This window comes from Saccharopolyspora sp. NPDC045839 (genome assembly GCF_056431645.1).
Map to the genome: position 1 here is coordinate 72355 of NZ_JBWKKH010000038.1, position 16854 is coordinate 89208.

The 16854-nt window shown below is 70.8% G+C and carries 20 protein-coding genes; 8 read left to right on the forward strand and 12 right to left on the reverse strand.

The features are described from left to right. Positions 1–71 precede the first annotated feature (71 nt). Positions 72–575, reverse strand: coding sequence for an ester cyclase (locus tag AC07EQ_RS36355; protein ID WP_478392348.1), 504 nt, complete (start codon positions 573–575; stop codon positions 72–74). A gap of 210 nt (positions 576–785) precedes the next feature. On the opposite strand from AC07EQ_RS36355, the gene AC07EQ_RS36360 reads away from it, so the two are divergent. Beyond that, positions 786–1025: a hypothetical protein gene (locus AC07EQ_RS36360; RefSeq protein WP_478392349.1), complete on the forward strand. Its 240-nt coding sequence runs from the start codon at positions 786–788 to the stop codon at positions 1023–1025. A gap of 32 nt (positions 1026–1057) precedes the next feature. Then, on the forward strand, positions 1058–1225 hold the full coding sequence (locus AC07EQ_RS36365; RefSeq protein WP_478392350.1) for a hypothetical protein: 168 nt from the start codon (positions 1058–1060) through the stop codon (positions 1223–1225). Between the two features lie 22 nt (positions 1226–1247). On the opposite strand, the gene AC07EQ_RS36370 is transcribed toward AC07EQ_RS36365, so the two are convergent. Together AC07EQ_RS36370 and cynR are read right to left on the reverse strand one after the other, a co-directional pair. After that, a complete protein-coding gene (locus tag AC07EQ_RS36370; RefSeq protein WP_478392351.1) occupies positions 1248–2408 on the reverse strand; it encodes a cytochrome P450 in 1161 nt (386 codons plus the stop codon). Between the two features lie 165 nt (positions 2409–2573). After that, positions 2574–3461: a transcriptional regulator CynR gene (cynR, locus tag AC07EQ_RS36375; protein ID WP_478392352.1), complete on the reverse strand. Its 888-nt coding sequence runs from the start codon at positions 3459–3461 to the stop codon at positions 2574–2576. Positions 3462–3578: 117 nt separating this feature from the next. Here cynR and AC07EQ_RS36380 point away from each other — a divergent pair, with 117 nt between their 5' ends. From AC07EQ_RS36380 to AC07EQ_RS36390, 3 genes are all read left to right on the forward strand, one after another. Further along, positions 3579–4175, forward strand: a complete 597-nt coding sequence (locus AC07EQ_RS36380) for a carbonic anhydrase (RefSeq protein ID WP_478392353.1) — start codon at positions 3579–3581, stop codon at positions 4173–4175. A 135-nt stretch (positions 4176–4310) separates the two neighbouring features. Then, entirely contained in the window at positions 4311–4781 is a 471-nt protein-coding gene (gene cynS / locus AC07EQ_RS36385) for a cyanase (RefSeq protein WP_478392354.1), read from the forward strand. A gap of 168 nt (positions 4782–4949) precedes the next feature. Further along, on the forward strand, positions 4950–5447 hold the full coding sequence (locus tag AC07EQ_RS36390; protein ID WP_478392355.1) for a nucleoside deaminase: 498 nt from the start codon (positions 4950–4952) through the stop codon (positions 5445–5447). Between the two features lie 237 nt (positions 5448–5684). Here AC07EQ_RS36390 and AC07EQ_RS36395 read toward each other — a convergent pair whose 3' ends face one another. Beyond that, positions 5685–6077: a DUF5997 family protein gene (locus tag AC07EQ_RS36395; RefSeq protein WP_478392356.1), complete on the reverse strand. Its 393-nt coding sequence runs from the start codon at positions 6075–6077 to the stop codon at positions 5685–5687. 60 nt (positions 6078–6137) lie between these two features. On the opposite strand from AC07EQ_RS36395, the gene AC07EQ_RS36400 reads away from it, so the two are divergent. Beyond that, positions 6138–6893 carry a LysR family transcriptional regulator substrate-binding protein gene (locus AC07EQ_RS36400; RefSeq protein ID WP_478392357.1) on the forward strand — a complete coding sequence of 252 codons (756 nt, stop codon included), beginning with the start codon at positions 6138–6140 and terminating at the stop codon, positions 6891–6893. Between the two features lie 86 nt (positions 6894–6979). On the opposite strand, the gene AC07EQ_RS36405 is transcribed toward AC07EQ_RS36400, so the two are convergent. The 3 genes from AC07EQ_RS36405 to AC07EQ_RS36415 form a co-directional block, all read right to left on the reverse strand. Beyond that, positions 6980–7645, reverse strand: coding sequence for a class I SAM-dependent methyltransferase (locus AC07EQ_RS36405; RefSeq protein WP_478392358.1), 666 nt, complete (start codon positions 7643–7645; stop codon positions 6980–6982). A 253-nt stretch (positions 7646–7898) separates the two neighbouring features. Next, positions 7899–9368, reverse strand: a complete 1470-nt coding sequence (locus tag AC07EQ_RS36410; RefSeq protein WP_478392359.1) for an FAD-dependent oxidoreductase — start codon at positions 9366–9368, stop codon at positions 7899–7901. A 4-nt stretch (positions 9369–9372) separates the two neighbouring features. Continuing rightward, positions 9373–10290: an AurF N-oxygenase family protein gene (locus tag AC07EQ_RS36415; protein ID WP_478392360.1), complete on the reverse strand. Its 918-nt coding sequence runs from the start codon at positions 10288–10290 to the stop codon at positions 9373–9375. Between the two features lie 174 nt (positions 10291–10464). Here AC07EQ_RS36415 and AC07EQ_RS36420 point away from each other — a divergent pair, with 174 nt between their 5' ends. Then, positions 10465–11034, forward strand: coding sequence for a dienelactone hydrolase family protein (locus AC07EQ_RS36420; protein ID WP_452617710.1), 570 nt, complete (start codon positions 10465–10467; stop codon positions 11032–11034). Positions 11035–11225: 191 nt separating this feature from the next. Here the strand turns inward: AC07EQ_RS36420 and AC07EQ_RS36425 are convergent, their stop codons facing one another. The 5 genes from AC07EQ_RS36425 to AC07EQ_RS36445 form a co-directional block, all read right to left on the reverse strand. Beyond that, positions 11226–11705, reverse strand: coding sequence for a (2Fe-2S)-binding protein (locus AC07EQ_RS36425; protein WP_478392361.1), 480 nt, complete (start codon positions 11703–11705; stop codon positions 11226–11228). After that, a complete protein-coding gene (locus tag AC07EQ_RS36430; protein ID WP_478392362.1) occupies positions 11698–12546 on the reverse strand; it encodes an FAD binding domain-containing protein in 849 nt (282 codons plus the stop codon). Before AC07EQ_RS36430 ends, AC07EQ_RS36425 begins: the two co-directional genes overlap by 8 nt. Beyond that, positions 12543–14915, reverse strand: a complete 2373-nt coding sequence (locus AC07EQ_RS36435) for a xanthine dehydrogenase family protein molybdopterin-binding subunit (protein WP_478392363.1) — start codon at positions 14913–14915, stop codon at positions 12543–12545. The genes AC07EQ_RS36430 and AC07EQ_RS36435 overlap by 4 nt, the downstream gene beginning before the upstream one ends. A gap of 324 nt (positions 14916–15239) precedes the next feature. Continuing rightward, the gene (locus AC07EQ_RS36440) at positions 15240–15431 is read right to left on the reverse strand and encodes a DUF397 domain-containing protein (RefSeq protein ID WP_478392364.1); all 192 of its coding nucleotides are present in this window, start codon (positions 15429–15431) and stop codon (positions 15240–15242) included. Between the two features lie 18 nt (positions 15432–15449). Then, a complete protein-coding gene (locus tag AC07EQ_RS36445; protein ID WP_478392365.1) occupies positions 15450–16316 on the reverse strand; it encodes a helix-turn-helix domain-containing protein in 867 nt (288 codons plus the stop codon). Positions 16317–16435: 119 nt separating this feature from the next. On the opposite strand from AC07EQ_RS36445, the gene AC07EQ_RS36450 reads away from it, so the two are divergent. Then, on the forward strand, positions 16436–16738 hold the full coding sequence (locus tag AC07EQ_RS36450; protein WP_478392366.1) for a hypothetical protein: 303 nt from the start codon (positions 16436–16438) through the stop codon (positions 16736–16738). The last annotated feature ends 116 nt before the right edge of the window (positions 16739–16854 follow it).

The window sequence follows — 16854 nt, forward strand, 5'->3', positions numbered from 1 at the left end:
CCCGGGGCGGGGCCGATTCCGGGAGAGATCGCGCCGTCCCCGGATGACGACCACCGACCTGCCGAAGTGGATCAGGCCGGGGCCAGGCCGATGCCGATCGGCGCGTTCTCCTCGCCGCGCATCTGGCGCAGCACGGTCTCGTTGTCGAAGTAGATCCGCTCCGCGAGCAGCTTCGCGGCGTCGTCCGAGCGGAACAGGTAGAACGCCGCCAGCTCGAACGAGACCCGTTGGCCGGTCGGCGGGACGCCGCAGTACTCGCCCTGGTGCGTGCCGCTGACCGTCACCTCGCGCACGGACGATCCGGGCATGTCGTACTCGGCGTTCACGGTGACGCGGAAGTCCGGAACGGCGGTCTCCAGGATCTGGTAGAAGTCCTGGACGCCCTCGAACCCCGCGTACCGCGTGCTCAGCGGGACGACGTCGTAGTAGGCGTGCTCGTCCTGGATGAAGGTGCCGTACACCCGCGACCAGTCGTGGGCGTTCTCCGCGTCGATGTGCTCGGCGATCGTGCGGCGCTGCAGTTCGATCCGTTGTCCGTCGCTGGTCGCCATGTCGGCCCCCGATTGCTCAGCCATGGCAGGACTTCCGCGTTCGAGCCTACCCGTTCGGAATCCGGAGCCCGTGCGCTTCCGCGGTGCGCGCCCGCCGACCGGAAGCGGCGACCCGTACAGAGGCGAAGGTCCCGGATTTAGGTAGTCACTACGTAGAACTCCCGTGTTCCCCCGGGGGCCTCGCGGGCCAAGCTGGGTTCCGTACCGAACAGATACCCCTCAGGAAAGAACACCATGCACACCCCCCGATCCACCACCGGACACCCGGCAGTCCGCACGCTCGATCCGCGTTCCCCCTCCCCCCAGCGGCCCCACGTCTACCGAAACCTGTTCATGGGCACCTGGATCTGCGATCAGGAAGGCACCCGGGCCAACCCCGGTCCGGAACACGCCCGCACCGTCTACCGCACGCACCTCGACGCGGTGCAGGCCGCCGTCGACATCGAAGCCGCGCCGCAGCCGGTCGCCGCGTGAACGGCGAAGACGACGATTTCCCGGGCAGCCAGATGATTTTGCACAAGTGCACCGAGGCGGAGCTCGACGACCGGGCCCGCCGCGCCGAGCACCACATGAACATCGCCCTCGAATCCCGGCGCTGGAACCTCGCCCAGCGCTACCGCGATGAGATGCGCGCCGTGTCGGCGGAATCCGCCCGGCGAGCCCGGCAGGGCTGAACGCAGTGACCTGGTGATCCCGTCACCAGGTCACCGGCAACTCCACCAGCGTGCTGGTGAAGTCGGCGCTGAGCCGCAACTCCTCGACGGGCACGGCCAGCCGCAGGGCCGGGAACCGGGGGAGCAGCGACGCGCGCACCGTCCGCAGCTCGATCCGGGCCAGCGGCGCGCCGAGGCAGTGCCACGGGCCGTGGGCGAACGCCAGGTGCGGGTTGGGCGCGCGGGTGACGTCGAAGCGGTCCGGCTCGTCGAAGGCCGAGCCGTCGAAGTTGGCGAGCGTCGTGTCGAGCAGCACCGCCTCGCCGGCGCGGATCGTGACGCCGCCGATCTCGACGTCTTCCCGGGCGTAGCGCGGCAGGCCGGGTCCGCCGCGCTCGGCGGTCCGCAGGATCTCCTCCACCGCGCCGTCCACCAACTCCGGGTCCCGGAGCACCGCGTCCCGCTGGTCCACATTGGTCAACAGCAGCAGGGTGCCGAGATCGATGGCGTCCGCGACGCTGTCGTGTCCGGCGAACAGCACGATCGCGGCGATGCCCGCGATGGTGTCGTCGGGCAGTCCTTCGACCCCGCAGAGCCCGGAGATGACGTCGTCCTCCGGGCGGCGGCGCAGATCCGACGTATAGCCGATCAGCTCGGCCCGCCCGGTGCCCGAGCGCTGCGGGTCGGAGAGGTCCGCCATGCGGTGCACCAGCTCCTGGAACCGGTCGCGCTCGGCGTACGGCACGCCGAGCAGTTCGCACAGCACCCGCACGGACAGCGGCAGGGACAGCGCCCGGTGCAGGTCCGCCGGGGGCCCGGCGGCGGCGATCTCGTCCAGCAACCGGTCGGCCAGCAGCTGCACCCCGGGCTGCAGCGCCCGCATCCGCTTGGCGGAGAAGTACGGCGTGAGCAGCGCCCGCAGCTGGGCGTGCCCGGTCTCGTGCTCGTACAGATCCGTGCCCTTGAGCATGGCGTGATCGCGTATTCGCGGCGCCCGTTCGGGATCGGGGTGGGTCCGGCCGATCCGGCGGTCGGTGAACAGCTGCTTCACCTCCGCGTACCTGGTCACCAGCCAGGCCTCGTCGCCGGCCGGGGTGCACACCCGGACGATCGGGCGCTCGGCTTGCAGCGCTCTCAGCTCGGGCGCGTGGGTCAGCACGGTCGGTGGTGACGCGGGCAGGTCGGGGAGGTCCTCGGCGGACATGTCGCCTCCGCGATGTTCACTGCGCCGGGCGGCTGGCGGGGCGGCGTTTTCGCGCGAAACCGTCACCTCGCCCTCACGCGGAGCGCCGGTTTCGCGCGAAAACGGCGCCCTGCGTTCCAGGTGGTCACGTCTCGTGCGTGCCCGCGTCCCGTTCCGGAACGGCTCCTACGTCTGCGCCCAGCGATGCGTCAGCTGGATGAGTGCCCGGGCCGCGGCGCTGAGGTAGGCGTTCTCGCGGCGCAGGATGCTGACGGTGCGGCTCGGGAGCCCGGGATCGAGCGGGATCGGGTGCAGGCGGGGGTGTTCCCGCGTGATGGCGTCCGGCAGCACGGTGGCCAGCGCGGTGCGCTGGATGATCTCGGTCAGCGCGGTGATCGTGTTGGTCTCGACCGCGATCGGCATCTGCGCCCGGTGCCGCGCGAAATAGGCGTCGATGTGGCCCCTGGTGGCGAAGTCCTGGCTGAGCAGGGCCAACTGGTGCTGCGCCGCTTCGGCGACCGGCAGGGGCAGGGTTCGCCCGGCGTGCGGATGGCCGGGACCCACGACGAGGCTGAGGGATTCGGCGAACAGCGCGGTGCTCTCGATGCCCGGCAGGTGTCCGCCTTCGAAGGCGATGCCGAGGTCGAGTTCGTCGGCGAGCAGGGCGGATTCGATCCGGTCCTGGGTCATCTCCCGGACGTCCAGGCGGATTCCCGGGTGCCGGTCGTGGAATTCGCCGGCGAGCGGCCCGATCAGGTAGGCCGTGAAGGTCGGCGTCATCGCCAGGCGCAGGTGGCCGCGGGTGAGGTCCTGGACGTCCAGCACCGCGCGCCGGCCTGCGGCCAGGTCGCGCAGGGCCCGCCGGGCGTGGTCGGCGTACGTCGCGCCCGCGTCGGTCAGCCGCACGGTGCGGCCGGTGCGGTCCAGCAGTTGCACGCCCAGCGACTTCTCCAGCTGCTTGATCTGCTGCGACAGCGTCGGCTGGGAGATGTGCAGGTCCTCGGCGGCGCGAGTGAAGTTCGCGTGCTCGGCGACCGCGAGCAGGTAGCGCAGATGGCGCAGCTCAAGGGGCATGACACGACTATAGATGAGATCAATCGTGATCATGCGAATTGCGACTTGGACACTATCGCCGCAGCTGGTGCACGGTTGTGTAGTCGGTCCCCGCAGAAGTCCGGAAGGAGAGTGGGCATGCACCACCTCGCCGAGGGAATCCACCGCTTCCAGGAAGAGGTCTTCCCGGCCAAGGCGAAGCTGTTCGCCGGCCTCGCCGCCGTCCACCGGCCGAGCACGCTGTTCATCGGCTGCTCGGACGCACGGGTCGTCCCCGAGCTGATCACCCAGCAGGAGCCGGGCGAGCTGTTCGTCATCAGGACCGCGGGCAACCTGGTGCCCGCCTACGCCCCGGGCGCGGACGGCGTCACCGCGAGCATCGAGTACGCCGTCGCGGTCCTGGGCGTGTCGGACATCGTCGTGTGCGGTCACTCCGCCTGCGGCGCGATGACCGCCATCGCCGAGGGCCACGACCTGACCGGCATGCCCGCCATCGCCGACTGGTTGCGCCACGCGGACTCCGCTCCCGGCCGCACCCCGCCCGGCGATCGCGATGCCGTGGCCGCGCTGGTCCGCGACAACGTCGCCGCGCAACTGGCGAACCTCGCCACCCAGCCGTCGGTGGCGCGGGCCCTCGCGAAGGGCACCGTGCGAGTGCACGGCTGGATCTTCGACATCCCGACCGGCACCGTCGACGAGCTCGACGCGGGCGACCTCCGGCCCCACGTCGCCTGACCCCGGCTCGTGGGCGTTTTGGAGCGCCATGGCACTCCAAAACGCGCACGAGCCCGGCCCGCCCCGCCACCGCGGGCGGATCCCGCTCAAGCCCCGCCGCAGCGCGCGGCGGCCACCCGAAAGGAAGCACGTCCCATGCCGCACGCCCAGTTCGACCCCGCCGCCCGCCAGTCCGTGGCGGCGGTGGCCGTGGAGGCCAAGACCCGCAAGAACCTGACCTGGCAGCAGATCGCCGAGGCCGCCGGCCTGTCGACGGCCTTCGTCACCGCCGCCGTCCTCGGCCAGCACGCCCTGCCGGAGGCGGCGGCCAAGGCCGTCACCGAACTGCTGGGCCTCGACGACGACGCCGCGATGCTGCTGCAGACCATCCCGACCCGCGGCTCCATCGACGGCGGTGTCCCGACCGACCCGACCATCTACCGCTTCTACGAGATGCTCCAGGTCTACGGCACCACCCTGAAGGCCCTGGTCCACGAGCAGTTCGGCGACGGCATCATCAGCGCCATCAACTTCCGGCTGGACGTCAAGAAGGTCGCCGACCCCGAGGGCGGCGAGCGCGCCGTGATCACCCTCGACGGCAAGTACCTGCCGACCAAGCCCTTCTGAGGCGGACCCGAACCAAGTGAGGCTCTGAGAACCCGCGGCGGTGCAAGCGTCGTAGGTGGCTATGTGCCTGCGGCGCATGCGGCATCCCACCGTCGTGCGGCTTTGCGACCCGCGACTGCGGGCCGACCAGGATGAAAAACGCTCAGTGCAACCGGAGGAAGGAATTCCGTGGACTTCGCACAACGCACCATCGACCTCGCGCGGCAGAACGTCGCCGAGGGCGGCCGCCCGTTCGCGACGGTGATCGTCAAGGACGGCCGGATCGTCGCGGAAAGCCCCAACAAGGTGGCCCAGACCGGCGACCCCACCGCCCACGCCGAGATCCTCGCCATCCGCGAGGCCTGCACGAAGCTCGGCACCGAGCACCTCACCGGCGCCACCATCTACGTCCTGGCACACCCGTGCCCGATGTGCCTGGGCTCGCTGTACTACTGCAGCCCTGACGAGGTGGTCTTCCTCACCACCCGCGACGACTACGAGCCGCACTACGTGGACGACCGGAAGTACTTCGAACTCGCCACCTTCTACGGCGAGTTCGCCAGGGACTGGGACGAGCGCCGCCTGCCGATGACCTACGACCCCCGCGACGCCGCCGTCGACGTCTACCGGGAGTGGCAGGCCCGCAACGGCGGGGAGCGCCGCGTCGCCGGAGCCCCGACCGCGTGATCGCGTCGGCTCGGCCGGCCCGGCTCCGGGCCGGCAGAGCCGGTGTCCTGACCGGTCATCCGGCGGGTTCGCCGGAGATCGGGAGCTTGTTCCCGGTCACCGGGGAGGACAGCACGATCGAGGTGGTCGTCCGGCCCAGCGCGGTCATCGACCCGAGGATCGGCCGACATCCGGCACCGCCACCTTGAAGATCCAGCAGTCGTCGCCCGACCCCCGCCGGCGGCGACGGTGCTCTCGTCAGGGACGTCGCTGGCGGCGATCGGCCTCCTTCTCCTTGATGCGCGCCGTCTCCTTGCGGACGTCCGCCTGGATGGCGCGCTCCTGCTGGAGCCACTCGGGATCGTCCGCCTTCAACGCCTCGATCTGCTCCGTGGTGAGCGCCTCGGTGACCCCGCCGCGCGCGAGGCCGCCGATGGAGACGCCCAGCTTCGCCGCGACGACCTGCCGCGGGTGGGGGCCGTTGCGGCGCAGCTCGCGCAGCCACTCCGGCGGGCTGGTCTGCAGGGCGTTCAACTCGTCGCGCGAGACGACACCCTCCTGGAACTCCGCGGGGGTGGCCTGGAGGTACACGTTCAGCTTCTTCGCCGCGGTCGCGGGCTTCATCGTCTGGGGGGTCTTCTGCGACGTCATGCCCTCAAGGGTATCGACCGGGTGCGCACTACCTGCGATGACGCCCGGTAGCCTGGCCACGTGACAGGCTCGGACGGACAACCCTCGTTCACGCTCGCATACGTCCCGGGGGTGACGCCCGGCAAGTGGGCGCGGACCTGGCAGGAGCGGTCGCCCGAGGTCCCGCTGCACCTCGTGCAGGTGACCGCCGCCGAAGCCGCCGGCCTGGTGCGGGCCGGTGACGCCGACGCGGCCCTCCTCCGGTTGCCGACGGACCGGGAGGGCCTGCACGCGATCCCGCTCTACACCGAGACGACGGTGGTCGTGGTCCCGAAGGACCACGTCGTGACCACGGCCGAGGAGGTGTCCGTCGACGACCTCGCCGACGAGCTCGTGCTGCACCCGCTCGACGACACCCTCGACTGGGAGCGGCCGCCCGGCCGCCCGGCGATCGAGCGCCCGGCCACGACCGCGGACGCGATCCAGCTGGTGGCCGCCGGAGTGGGCCTGCTCGTCGTCCCGCAGTCGCTCGCCCGGCTGCACCACCGCCGGGACCTCACCTACCGGACGATCGTCGACGTGCCGCAGTCGCGGGTCGCGCTGTCGTGGCTGGAGGACGAGACCACCGACCTGATGGAGCAGTTCATCGGGATCGTCCGCGGGCGGACCGTCAACAGCACGCGCGGACGTCCACCGGCTCCGGCGCAGGCGAAGAGCAAGCGTCCCGCAGGCGACGGCAAGAAGGCCGCCGCCCGCAAGCCGGCCGGTGGCACCCGGCAGCCGCGTTCCGGCGTTCCCAAGGGCGGCAAGCGCGGGAAACCCCGCCGCCGTTCGTAAGCGCCTGCTCGATCCGCAATTTCCATTGAAATCGAAGGTTCGATTTCAATGGAAATTGCGGGACTCCGAGGGGGTGGAGATTCCGTCTACTGAGGACTCGGTAGGCGGGTCTGGGTGACCCGCCACAGCCTGCGGGGCAGTTCGCCCTCTTCGAACGCGTGGACCTCGTCGAGGCGCCAGCCGGCGGCGAGGTCGTCCACGAGAGCCCGGCCGAAGAAGTGCACCGCGAAACCGCCGTGCTCGTAGATGTCGTCGCCATGCGAGATTCCGGCGCCCCAGTGCGCGTCGCCGGTGTGGCGGACGGTGTAGACGAGCGTGCCGCCGGGCCGCAGGACCCGCCCGATCTCGCCGACGAGCGCGCGAATGTCCGCTGTGGACAAAGCCATGCACAGCAACATGTGCGCGAACACGGCGTCGACGCGGCCGTCGGCCAGCGAGAGCGGCTCGCGCGCATCGTGGACGGCGGTGGTGACCCGTTCGGCGAGCCCGTCCCGCTCGGCGTCCTGGGCCAGCTGCTGCAGGCCGACGGGGCTGAAGTCGGTGGCGTGCACGGTGAAACCGGCGCGGGCGAAGTGCATGGCGTCGCGCCCGTGACCGGCGCCGAGTTCGAGCACGGAACGCGCGCCGCGGGTGCGGAACAGCTCGGCGGCGTAGCGCGCGGGCTCCGAGGGCGCGTCTCCGTACATGTGGGGGTGGTCCCGGTAGACCGCTTGCCAGTGCTGCTGCTGGGACGATCCCAGGTTCGGGGACATCGCTGCTTCGCCTTCAGGGGTCGTTTCAGAATGGTGCGCGGGCACGTGTGCGACGTGGCCGCCTAAGGTGCGGGGCGTCGATTTCGCGCGAAATCAACGCCCGGCGCCAGGGCCTTCGGCTGAGCCGGGCGGAGCCATTCCGAAACGCCCTTGTGGCGACTACCGCTGCCCTCGGATTCTACGAGCCCCAGGAGTTCGCCGGACCCGCGGCGGGGCGGGGCAAAACCCCTGCCGCGGGTCCGGCGAGGCCGCCTCAGCGCGATGCCGGGAGGCGGCCGGCGATGGCGTCGTCGAGCAGCGCGTCGACCGTTTCCCGGGCGCACGTCCGGTTGGCGCCGATGCCGCCGGTGGGGCCGCGCTTGATCCAGCCCACGACGTAGGTCCCCGGCCGTCCGCCCACCCGGCCGTCCGCGTGCGGGACGGTGCCGGTGTCCTCGTCGAAGGGCAGGCCGGGCAGTTCCGTGCCCCGGTAACCGATCGCCCGCACCACCTGACCGGCGGTGACTTCCACTTCGCAGCCGCGACCGGTGACGCGGAGCGCGCGCACCTGCGTGTCGCCGCTGATCTCCACCGGTGCGGAGTGGAAGCGGAGCACGATGCGGCGGCGCCCGTGCCGGGGCGGCGCGGACCAGTCGACGGCCTCGCGTGGGAGGCCCCGGAGCAGGCTCGCCTTGCCACCGGAGGGTGCCGTCTCGATGGCCGCCTCGATCTGCGCGTCGTGGCCGTCCACGACGAGTTCGACGTCGTCGAGCTGGGTGAGCGCGAGCAGCTCCGGCGTCGTGTACGCGGCGGATTCGGGGCCGCGGCGGCCGAGGAGCACGACCTCGCGGACCTTGCTCGACCGGAGCCGCGCCAGCGCGGCGGGGGAGATGGTGGTGCCTTCCAAGGCCGCCGGATCCGCGGTCAAGATCCTGGCCACGTCGAGCGCGACGTTGCCGTTGCCCACCACGACCACCCGCTCCGCCGAGAGGTCGATCGCATCGGCCGGGACGTCCGGGTGCCCGTTGTACCAGCCCACGAGGGTGGTGGCGACGACGCTGCCGGGCAGGTCCTCGCCGGGAATGCCGAGCCGGCGCGCCGAAGAGGCGCCGACGGCGTAGATCACCGCGTCGTGCCGGGCGGCGAGCTCGTCGGCGGTGACGTCCCTGCCGACCTCGACGCCCAGCCGCAGCCGCAGCCGCGGGTGGGTGTGGAAGCGGCTGAAGGTCTCGCCGATCTTCTTCGTCGACGGGTGGTCGGGCGCGACGCCGTAGCGCACGAGCCCGCCCGCGACGGGCAGCCGGTCGATCAGCGTGACCCGGGAGTTGGTGCGCAGGAGCAGGTCCTCCACCGCGTACATGCCCGCGGGGCCGGTGCCCACGACCGCGACGTCCAGCGGCGCGAAGTCGCTGGGGATGGCGCGGCCGAACACCGGCGGCCCCCAGCGGTGGAAGTTCGGCGCCGGATCGGTCGTGTCCGCAGTGGGCTCCGCGCCCGCGTAGTAGGCGGCGTTGACCTCGGCGTAAGCCTGCAGCGGCGCGGTCAGGTGCTCCACCGGGAAGATCGCCTCGACCGGGCAGGCATCGGCGCAGGCGCCGCAGTCGATGCAGGAGGCCGGGTCGATGTAGAGCATCTCGGTGGTGCCGAAGTCCGGCTCGTCCGGCGTCGGGTGGATGCAGTTGACCGGGCAGACCTTCACGCAGGTCGCGTCGTTGCAGCAGGTCTGGGTGATCGCGTACGCCATGGGCTCAGATCAGGTTCGCGCGCTTGTAGAACCACTGCGACGCCTTGGTGAGCAGGCCGGCGGAGCTGAGGAACTCCATCAGGCCGGCGCAGCTGGAGCGCAGCATCGACTTGTGGTGCTCGTTCGCCTTCGCCTCGCGGATGGCCCGCTTCGGGTCGAGCCCGGCGTTCTCGTACACCTTGCGGTTCCACATGCTGGTGACGATGAAGTAGGACGCGCCGGCGACCACGACCGCGGTGATCTGCCGCCGCAGCCGGCCCGCGCCCTCCAGCCGGGTCTTGGTCTCCTCGCGGGCGAACTTCATGTGCCGCGATTCCTCGACGACGTGGATGTTGTTCACCGTCCGGACGAACGGCACGACCCGCTCGTCGCGCATCCAGTCGCGCTGCATGACGTCCAGGACCTCCTCGGCGACCAGGATCGCCGCGTAGGCGGCCTCGCCGAAGGCGACGGCCTTGAACACGCGGCCGAGCTCCACCACCAACCGCGTCGGCCGGTACGCCGGGGCGCGCAGCTTCGCGGCGCCGCGCGCGAACATGATCGAGTGCCGGCACTCGTCGGCGATCTCGGTCAGCGCCCACTGGAAGGCGGGATCGGTCGGGTCCTTCGCGTAGAAGTCCCGCAGCACCATCTGCTGCAGGATCATCTCGAACCAGATGCCGGTGCTCGCCACCGACGCGGCCTCCTGGCGCGTCAGCTCGCGCTGCTGCTCCGGCGTCATCTCCTTCCAGTAGGAGGTGCCGTACAGCGTGCTCCACTCGGGGCTCGTGCCGTGGTAGCTCGTGTCCAGCGGTGTTTCCCAGTCCACCTTCTGGACCGGGTCGTAGGAGAGGATCTCCGAGGAGCGCAGCAGCCGGTCCGCGAAATCGGCGCGGTCGGACTGCGGCGGCGTTCCGTGGTCCCGGGCGATGCTGCCGGTCATGGGCGCTCCCTGCGACGGTGACGGCGGTGTCTCGCGCTACCCGGCGATACCTGATACCGCGAGTAACAGGTATCAGGATCGATGACATCGACGACTGTGTCAATGGCTATTGCAATGATTCGGCGGCGCCGCCCGTCCCGGGCCCCGGTCGCGGCGGGCTGATTGGATGTTCCCGTGGACATCCTGTTGCTTCATTCCGCGTTCGGCCTGCGGCCCGCCGTGCAAGCCGCCGCCGAACGGTTGCGCGTGGCCGGTCACGAGGTGCACGTCCCCGACCTGTTCGACGGTCGGACCGCGGAGACGGTCGAGGACGGCATGCGCATCACGGAGGAGATCGGCCGGGACGAGCTGCTGCGCCGCGCCGTGCAGGCGGCGGCCCCGCACAGCGACAAGGGTCTGGTGTACGCCGGGTTGTCGTTGGGCGCGGCCATCGCGCAGAACCTCGCGCTGGCCGACGAGAAGGCCCGTGGCCTGCTGCTCCTGCACGGCACCTCGGACATCGCCGAGAACGCGGCCGTCGACGACCTGCCCGTGCAGCTGCACGTCGCCGACCCCGACCCGTTCGAGACGGCCGACTGGCTGAACTCCTGGTACCTGCAGATGCGGCGGGCCGGGGCGGACGTCGAGATCTTCCAGTACCCGGGCGCCGGGCACCTGTTCACCGATCCGGACCTGCCGGACTACGACGCGGAAGCCACCACGGAGGCGTGGTCGGTCGCGCTCGCGTTCCTCGAATCGCTCTGAGCCGGGCGGCTATGAGCCTGTTTGGGATGTGGTGGTGCGGGGTCGTGGTAGGGCGGCTTGTGCCTTCAATGCGGTGCAGCGAACGGCCTGTTCACCTCGTCTATCGGGACGAACGGGCCGTTCACCTCACACCAGCCAACGAGGAGCCACCACTACGCAAACGAGTTCTCAAACAGCTCCTATAACAAGCTCTAACCCCGGCCCCAGGCCTGGTTGACGGCGTCGACGATGTGCTGGTAGCCGGTGCAGCGGCAGATGTTCCCGGACAGCAGCTCTCGGATGGCCTCGTCGTCGGGGTGCTCGCCGGGATCGGCGACGGACAGCGTCGTGATGAACCCCGGCGTGCAGAAACCGCACTGGAGCCCGTGGCAGTCCTTGAACGACTGCTGCATCGGACTCAAACCGCCGTCGGGAGTGATGCCTTCCACCGTGGTCACCTCGGCGCCGTCGGCCTGCACGGTGAGCGTGATGCAGGAACGCGCGGGCTCGCCGTCGATGAGGACCGTGCACGCGCCGCAGACACCGTGCTCGCAGCCGGCGTGGGTGCCGGTGTGGCCGAGGTCGTCGCGCAGGAAGTCCACCAGCAGGCGGCGCACCGGCACGAGGCTGCGGACCTCGCGGCCGTTGACGGTGAGCGCGATCTCGCGGTTCGCGGCCGGGACGTCAGTCATGCGCCACCTGCTCCAGGGCTCGCTGTGCCGCCGCGCGCAGTGCGGCGCGGCGGGTTTCCGGATCGGCGTGGAGGTCGTCGGGCGGCGTGGCGGAGTCGGCGGCGGCGCCTGCCGCGGCACCGATCGCATCGGCGTCGAGCGCCCGCCCGAGCAGGACCTCTTCGGCCTCGGGCAGGCGCCGCACCGTGCCGCCGATGCCGAGGCCGGCCAGTCGCGCGCGGGTCACGGTGCCGCCGTCGAACTCCAGTGCCGCGGCCACGCCGGCGATGGCGAAATCCCCGGCCCGGCGGGCGATCTCGGCGAAGCCGTGGCGGGCGTCGTGGATCGGCAGCCGCACCTCGGTGAGGATCTCGTCGGCGGCCAGCGAGGTCTGGTAGGGCGCGACGAACAGCTCGGCGGCGGGCACGATGCGCCGGCCGCCGGTGCCCGTCACCACGACCTCGGCGTCCAGGGCGCAGGCGGCCGCGCACAGCTCTGCCGCCGGGTCCGCGTGCGCCAGGGAGCCGCCGATGGTGCCGCGCGAGCGGATCTGGTTGTGGCCGACGTGGCGCAGCGCCTGCCCGAGCAGCGGGCAGGCCTGCCGCACCAGCGGCGAGGTTTCGGCGGCCCGCTGTCGCACGCCCGCCCCGATGACCAGGACGCCGTCGTCGCGGCGCAGTTCGGTCAGCTCGGGCAGGCGGCCGATGTCGACCAGGACGCTCGGGCGGGCGAGCCGGAAGTTCATCATCGGCAGCAGGCTCTGCCCGCCGGCGAGGGCCTTCGCGTCCTCGTCGGCGGCGAGCAGCCGCACCGCTTCGCCGAGGCTGCCGGGGCGGACGTAGTCGAACGGCGGCGGCTTCACGACGCGGCCTCCTCGATCAGCCGCCGCACCACCGATGGCGTCAGCGGCGTGGTGTCGATGTCGGCCACCCCGAGCGGTTCCAGGGCGTGCTCGACGGCGCGCACGATCGCGGCCGGCGGGCCGATGATGCCCGCCTCGCCGACGCCCTTGATCCCGAACGGGGTTTCGGGTGCCGGGCTGCACAGCTCCTCGGTCGCGATGTCCGGGATCTCGCAGGCGGTGGGCAGCAGGTACTCCATGAACGTGGTGGCCAGCGGCTGGCCGTCCTCGTAGGGCAGCTGCTCGTAGAGCGTGCCGCCGATGCCCTGCGCGACGCCGCCGTGGATCTGGCCGGCGACGGTCAGCGGGTTGATCACGCGCCCGCAGTCGTGCACGACCGCGTAGCGCACCACGCGCACCTCGCCGGTGGCGGGATCGACCGCGACGACCGCGGCGTGCGAGGCATTCGTGTAGGTGGTCGAGGCGTTCATCTTCCCGTCGGGACGCGGCACGTGGTCCATCCCGGGCGGCTCGTAGCTCGCGCGCGCGTCGAGCCCGGGCTCGACGCCCGGCGGCAGCTCGAAGGTGCGGGTCAGCGCCACCCGCGCCACCCGCTCCCAGGGCACCGAGCTGCCGGGGCTGCCGCGCACCTGGAATCCGCCGTCGGCGAGCTCCAGGTCTTCCGGCGCGGCTTCCAGCAGGTGCGCGGCGATCTCGGTTCCCTTGCGCCGCAACACCTCCGCCGCCTGCGCGATCGCGCCCCCGGCGACGACGGCACCGCGGCTGGCCCAGCTGCCCAGGCCGAACGGGGCGGTGTCGGTGTCGCCCATCACCACCCGCACCTGCTCGATCGGCAGGGCGAGCTCCTCGGCGACGAGGGTGGCCACCGTGGTGTGCGCGCCCTGGCCCATGGCCGAGACGCCCACCGCCGCGGTGACGCCGCCGTCGGCGTCGAAGCGCACGTCCGCGGAGTCCTGCCCGCTGAAGGTGCCGGTGATCGAGAACGCGCTGGCGGCAACGCCTTCGACGTAGGTGGCGTAGCCGACGCCGAGGTGTGTGCCGGGCTCGGCGCGTTCCCGTTCGGCTTCCAGCAGCCGCTCGCCGATCTCGACGGCGCGGTCGAAGGCCGCGCGGTGGCTGCCGGAGTCCAGCCGGGCACCGGCGGCGGTCTCGTAGGGGAGTTCGTGCGGATCGAGGATCATCCGGCGGCGCAGCTCGACCGGATCGATGCCCAGCTCGCGCCCGATCTTGTCGACCAGCCGCTCGATGGCGAAGGTGCCCTCCGGCATGCCGAAACCGCGGTAGGCGCCGAGCGGCGTCTTGTTGGTGACCACGCCCTGAACCGCCACGCACTGGTGCGGAATCCGGTACGGCCCGCACAGCGAACCGACGGCGACCAGGCTGGGGCCGAACCCGGCGGGGAACACCTCGCCGGAACCCAGATCGGTGCGGACCCGGCCGCGCAGCGCCGCGATGGTGCCGTCGTCGCGGACCGCGGCGGACAGCTCGATGCGCATGTCGCGGGCGTGGCAGGCGGTGATCAGGTGCTCGTGGCGGTCTTCGAGCCAGCGCACCGGGCGGCGCAGCCGCATCGCCAGCCACGGGATCACGTAGTCCTCGGGGTAGACCTCGTTCTTCTGCCCGAATCCGCCGCCGACGTCGGGCGTGATCACCCGGATGTCGCGTTCCGGCAGGCCCAGCACCTGCGAGAGCATCGACCGCACGATGAAGGCGGCCTGGGTGGAGGTCCACACCGTCAGCCGGTCGTCGCGGTACTCGGCGACGACGCCACGGGGTTCCATGGGCACGGCCGCGTGGCGGTGCGTGGTGTAGGTGCCGCTGATCGTGCGCAGCCGGTCGAACGCCTCGTCCACGGCGGGGTTCTCCGGGGCGGGGATCGACAGCAGGAGGTTGTCGCCCCATTCCGGGTAGAGCAGTGGTGCGTCCTCGGCGAGGGCGTCCTCGGCGGTGTCGATGGCGGGCAGCGGTTCGAGGTCGGCGTCGACGAGTTCGGCGGCGTCCTCGGCGAGGTAGCGGTCGTCGGCGACGACCACCGCCAGCGGGCAGCCGACGAAGCGCACCCGGTCGCGTGCCAGCGGGAAGTGCTGCACGCCGCGCACCCAGGGCATCAGGTCCGGAATAGCGCGAACGTCGAGGTCCGCGCCGGAAAACGCCGCGTGCACCCCAGGGGATTCCAGCGCGGCCGCCGTGTCGACACCGCGCACCCGCGCGTGCGGAATGTCGCTGCGGACGAACGCAGCCTCGACCATGCCTGGGAGGACAACGTCGGCGATGTACCGGCCGCGCCCGGTGACCAGGCGGTCGTCCTCGATGCGGGGCACCCGGACGCCGAGCAGCGTCGGCCGCATGCCCTGCTCTGGTTGCACCATCGGGCCTCCCGACCGCCTAGTGCGCCGCAGCCCGGCGCGGTGGCGGCGGCGATCCCCCGGGTAGCCTGCGGCAACCCTGGTTACCGCGCAATCCACCGGAAGGTGGCTTTGACGAGTCCGGGTTCCGCCGGGTGACGCTGGCGGCGTTTTCGCGCGAAACCGTCGCCCTCCAGGCGTGGCGAACGCCGTTTTCGCGCGAAAACGCCGCATCGCCGGTCCGCGGCCGACCGGCTAGGGGCCCCGCTGGTCACGGGGCCGTGAGTCTTTTGCGCTGCCATGGCGACCGAAAAGACTCACGGGCCCTGACCTGCCGATTCTGTGTGCCTAGCCCTTCAAGGTGCCGAGGAAGCGCGCGAAGGAGCCGGAGTCGAAGACGAGCACCGGGCCATCGGGATCCTTCGAGTCCCGAACACCGACAACACTCGGCTGAACAGCAACCTCGACACACACGCCGCCGTTACCCTGGCTGTAGCTGGACTTGCGCCAAGCGGCATTCTCGAGAGCTAAGGCAGACATCGTTTTTCCTCCCGGTGGTCACCGGTACTTCTTGAGCACGCGAGCAATGAGTTGTCGGGTCTTCGGGACAGGCAGTGCAGCGTTGCTCAGTCGCTCGAAGATGACGCTGTACCGAGTGTATTCCTCCGGCTCCCACAGATAGGTGGCACCGAAGAAGTCTTCCAGGTACACCGTCGAAAGTTGCTGGTCGGAGAGATGCATCAATGCTGCCGATGAAGTGACGGCGATGCGATTGGCGTCGAACGGCAGAACCTGGAGCCGGACGTTCGGCAGCTCTGAAACTTCAAGCAGGTGGCCGAGTTGTCGCGCCATCACGTCTTGGCTGCCCTGCGCGCGGTGCAATGCTGACTCGCTGAGCACGACATGCAGATCAAGCGCCGGGTCAGTCCGCGTGAGTACGGCCTGACGTTCCATCCGGGTCTTGACGTGGCTTTCCACGAGCCGTGGGTCGGCCGCAGGCTCCCATGCGAGCAGCGTGGCCCGGGCGTAGTCCTCGATCTGGAAGAGCCCGGTGATGATCTCTACTTCGTAGATCTTCATCTCGGTGGCTTCGGATTCCAGGGCGAAGAATCGTTGAACCCAGTCCGGCACGGCGTCGCGGTACATGGTTCGGCGACGGCTGCGTTTCGGGACCTGTGCCGCAAGGCTCACCAAGTATTTCCGGCGTTTCACCGGTGCGCCGTAGAGGTCGGCCAGCTTCTCGACTTCTTCTGGCGTGGCGGCCTGTTTGCCGTTCTCGATCTTGCTGATCTTGGGTACCGCGCCGCCCAGGGCCCCTGCTGCTTCGGCTGCTGTGTGACCTGCGTTCTCGCGCAAGCGGCGCAACTCGATCCCGATCTGGATCTTGAGCACCTTCGGGTCCGGGGACATCGCCATGCCGCTCATCTTGGCACCCCGCTGCACCCAAATCGGTTACCGGAAGATCGACCACCCGGATCAGCGACTGTTAACGAGCAAGTTTCTCGCTAACCTTCTTTCAGGTTGATCGGCAGATGGGAGTCGGGATGTTGGAGCGGCGTTTTTCGCTGGGCCCGTGGGGTGAGGACGAGCTTCCGGCGGTGCTGGAGGACTTGGCCGGGGCTTACCAGCCGAGGAAGTTCGCGTTGTGCGAAGTCGCGCGCGATGGTGATGGGGTCACCGACGCGCGGATCTACCTGTGGGGCCTGGACTTTCGCCGTGCTCCCGGCGCCGACGGTCCGGGCGCGGTGTTCGTCAGCCCGCACGGCTGGACCGGCAACTCCGACTCCGCCGAAGGCGCGCTGGAGTGCTTCTCGTTGATCCGCGACCTCCGCCTCGTCTGGCTCTGAAGGGGCGGGGGGGGGGGGGGGGGGGGGGGGGGGGGGGGGGGGGGGGGGGGGGGGGGGGGGGGGGGGGGGGGAGGGGCAAGTGAAGAACCAACTGTGTGACGGTGGGCTGAACCCGA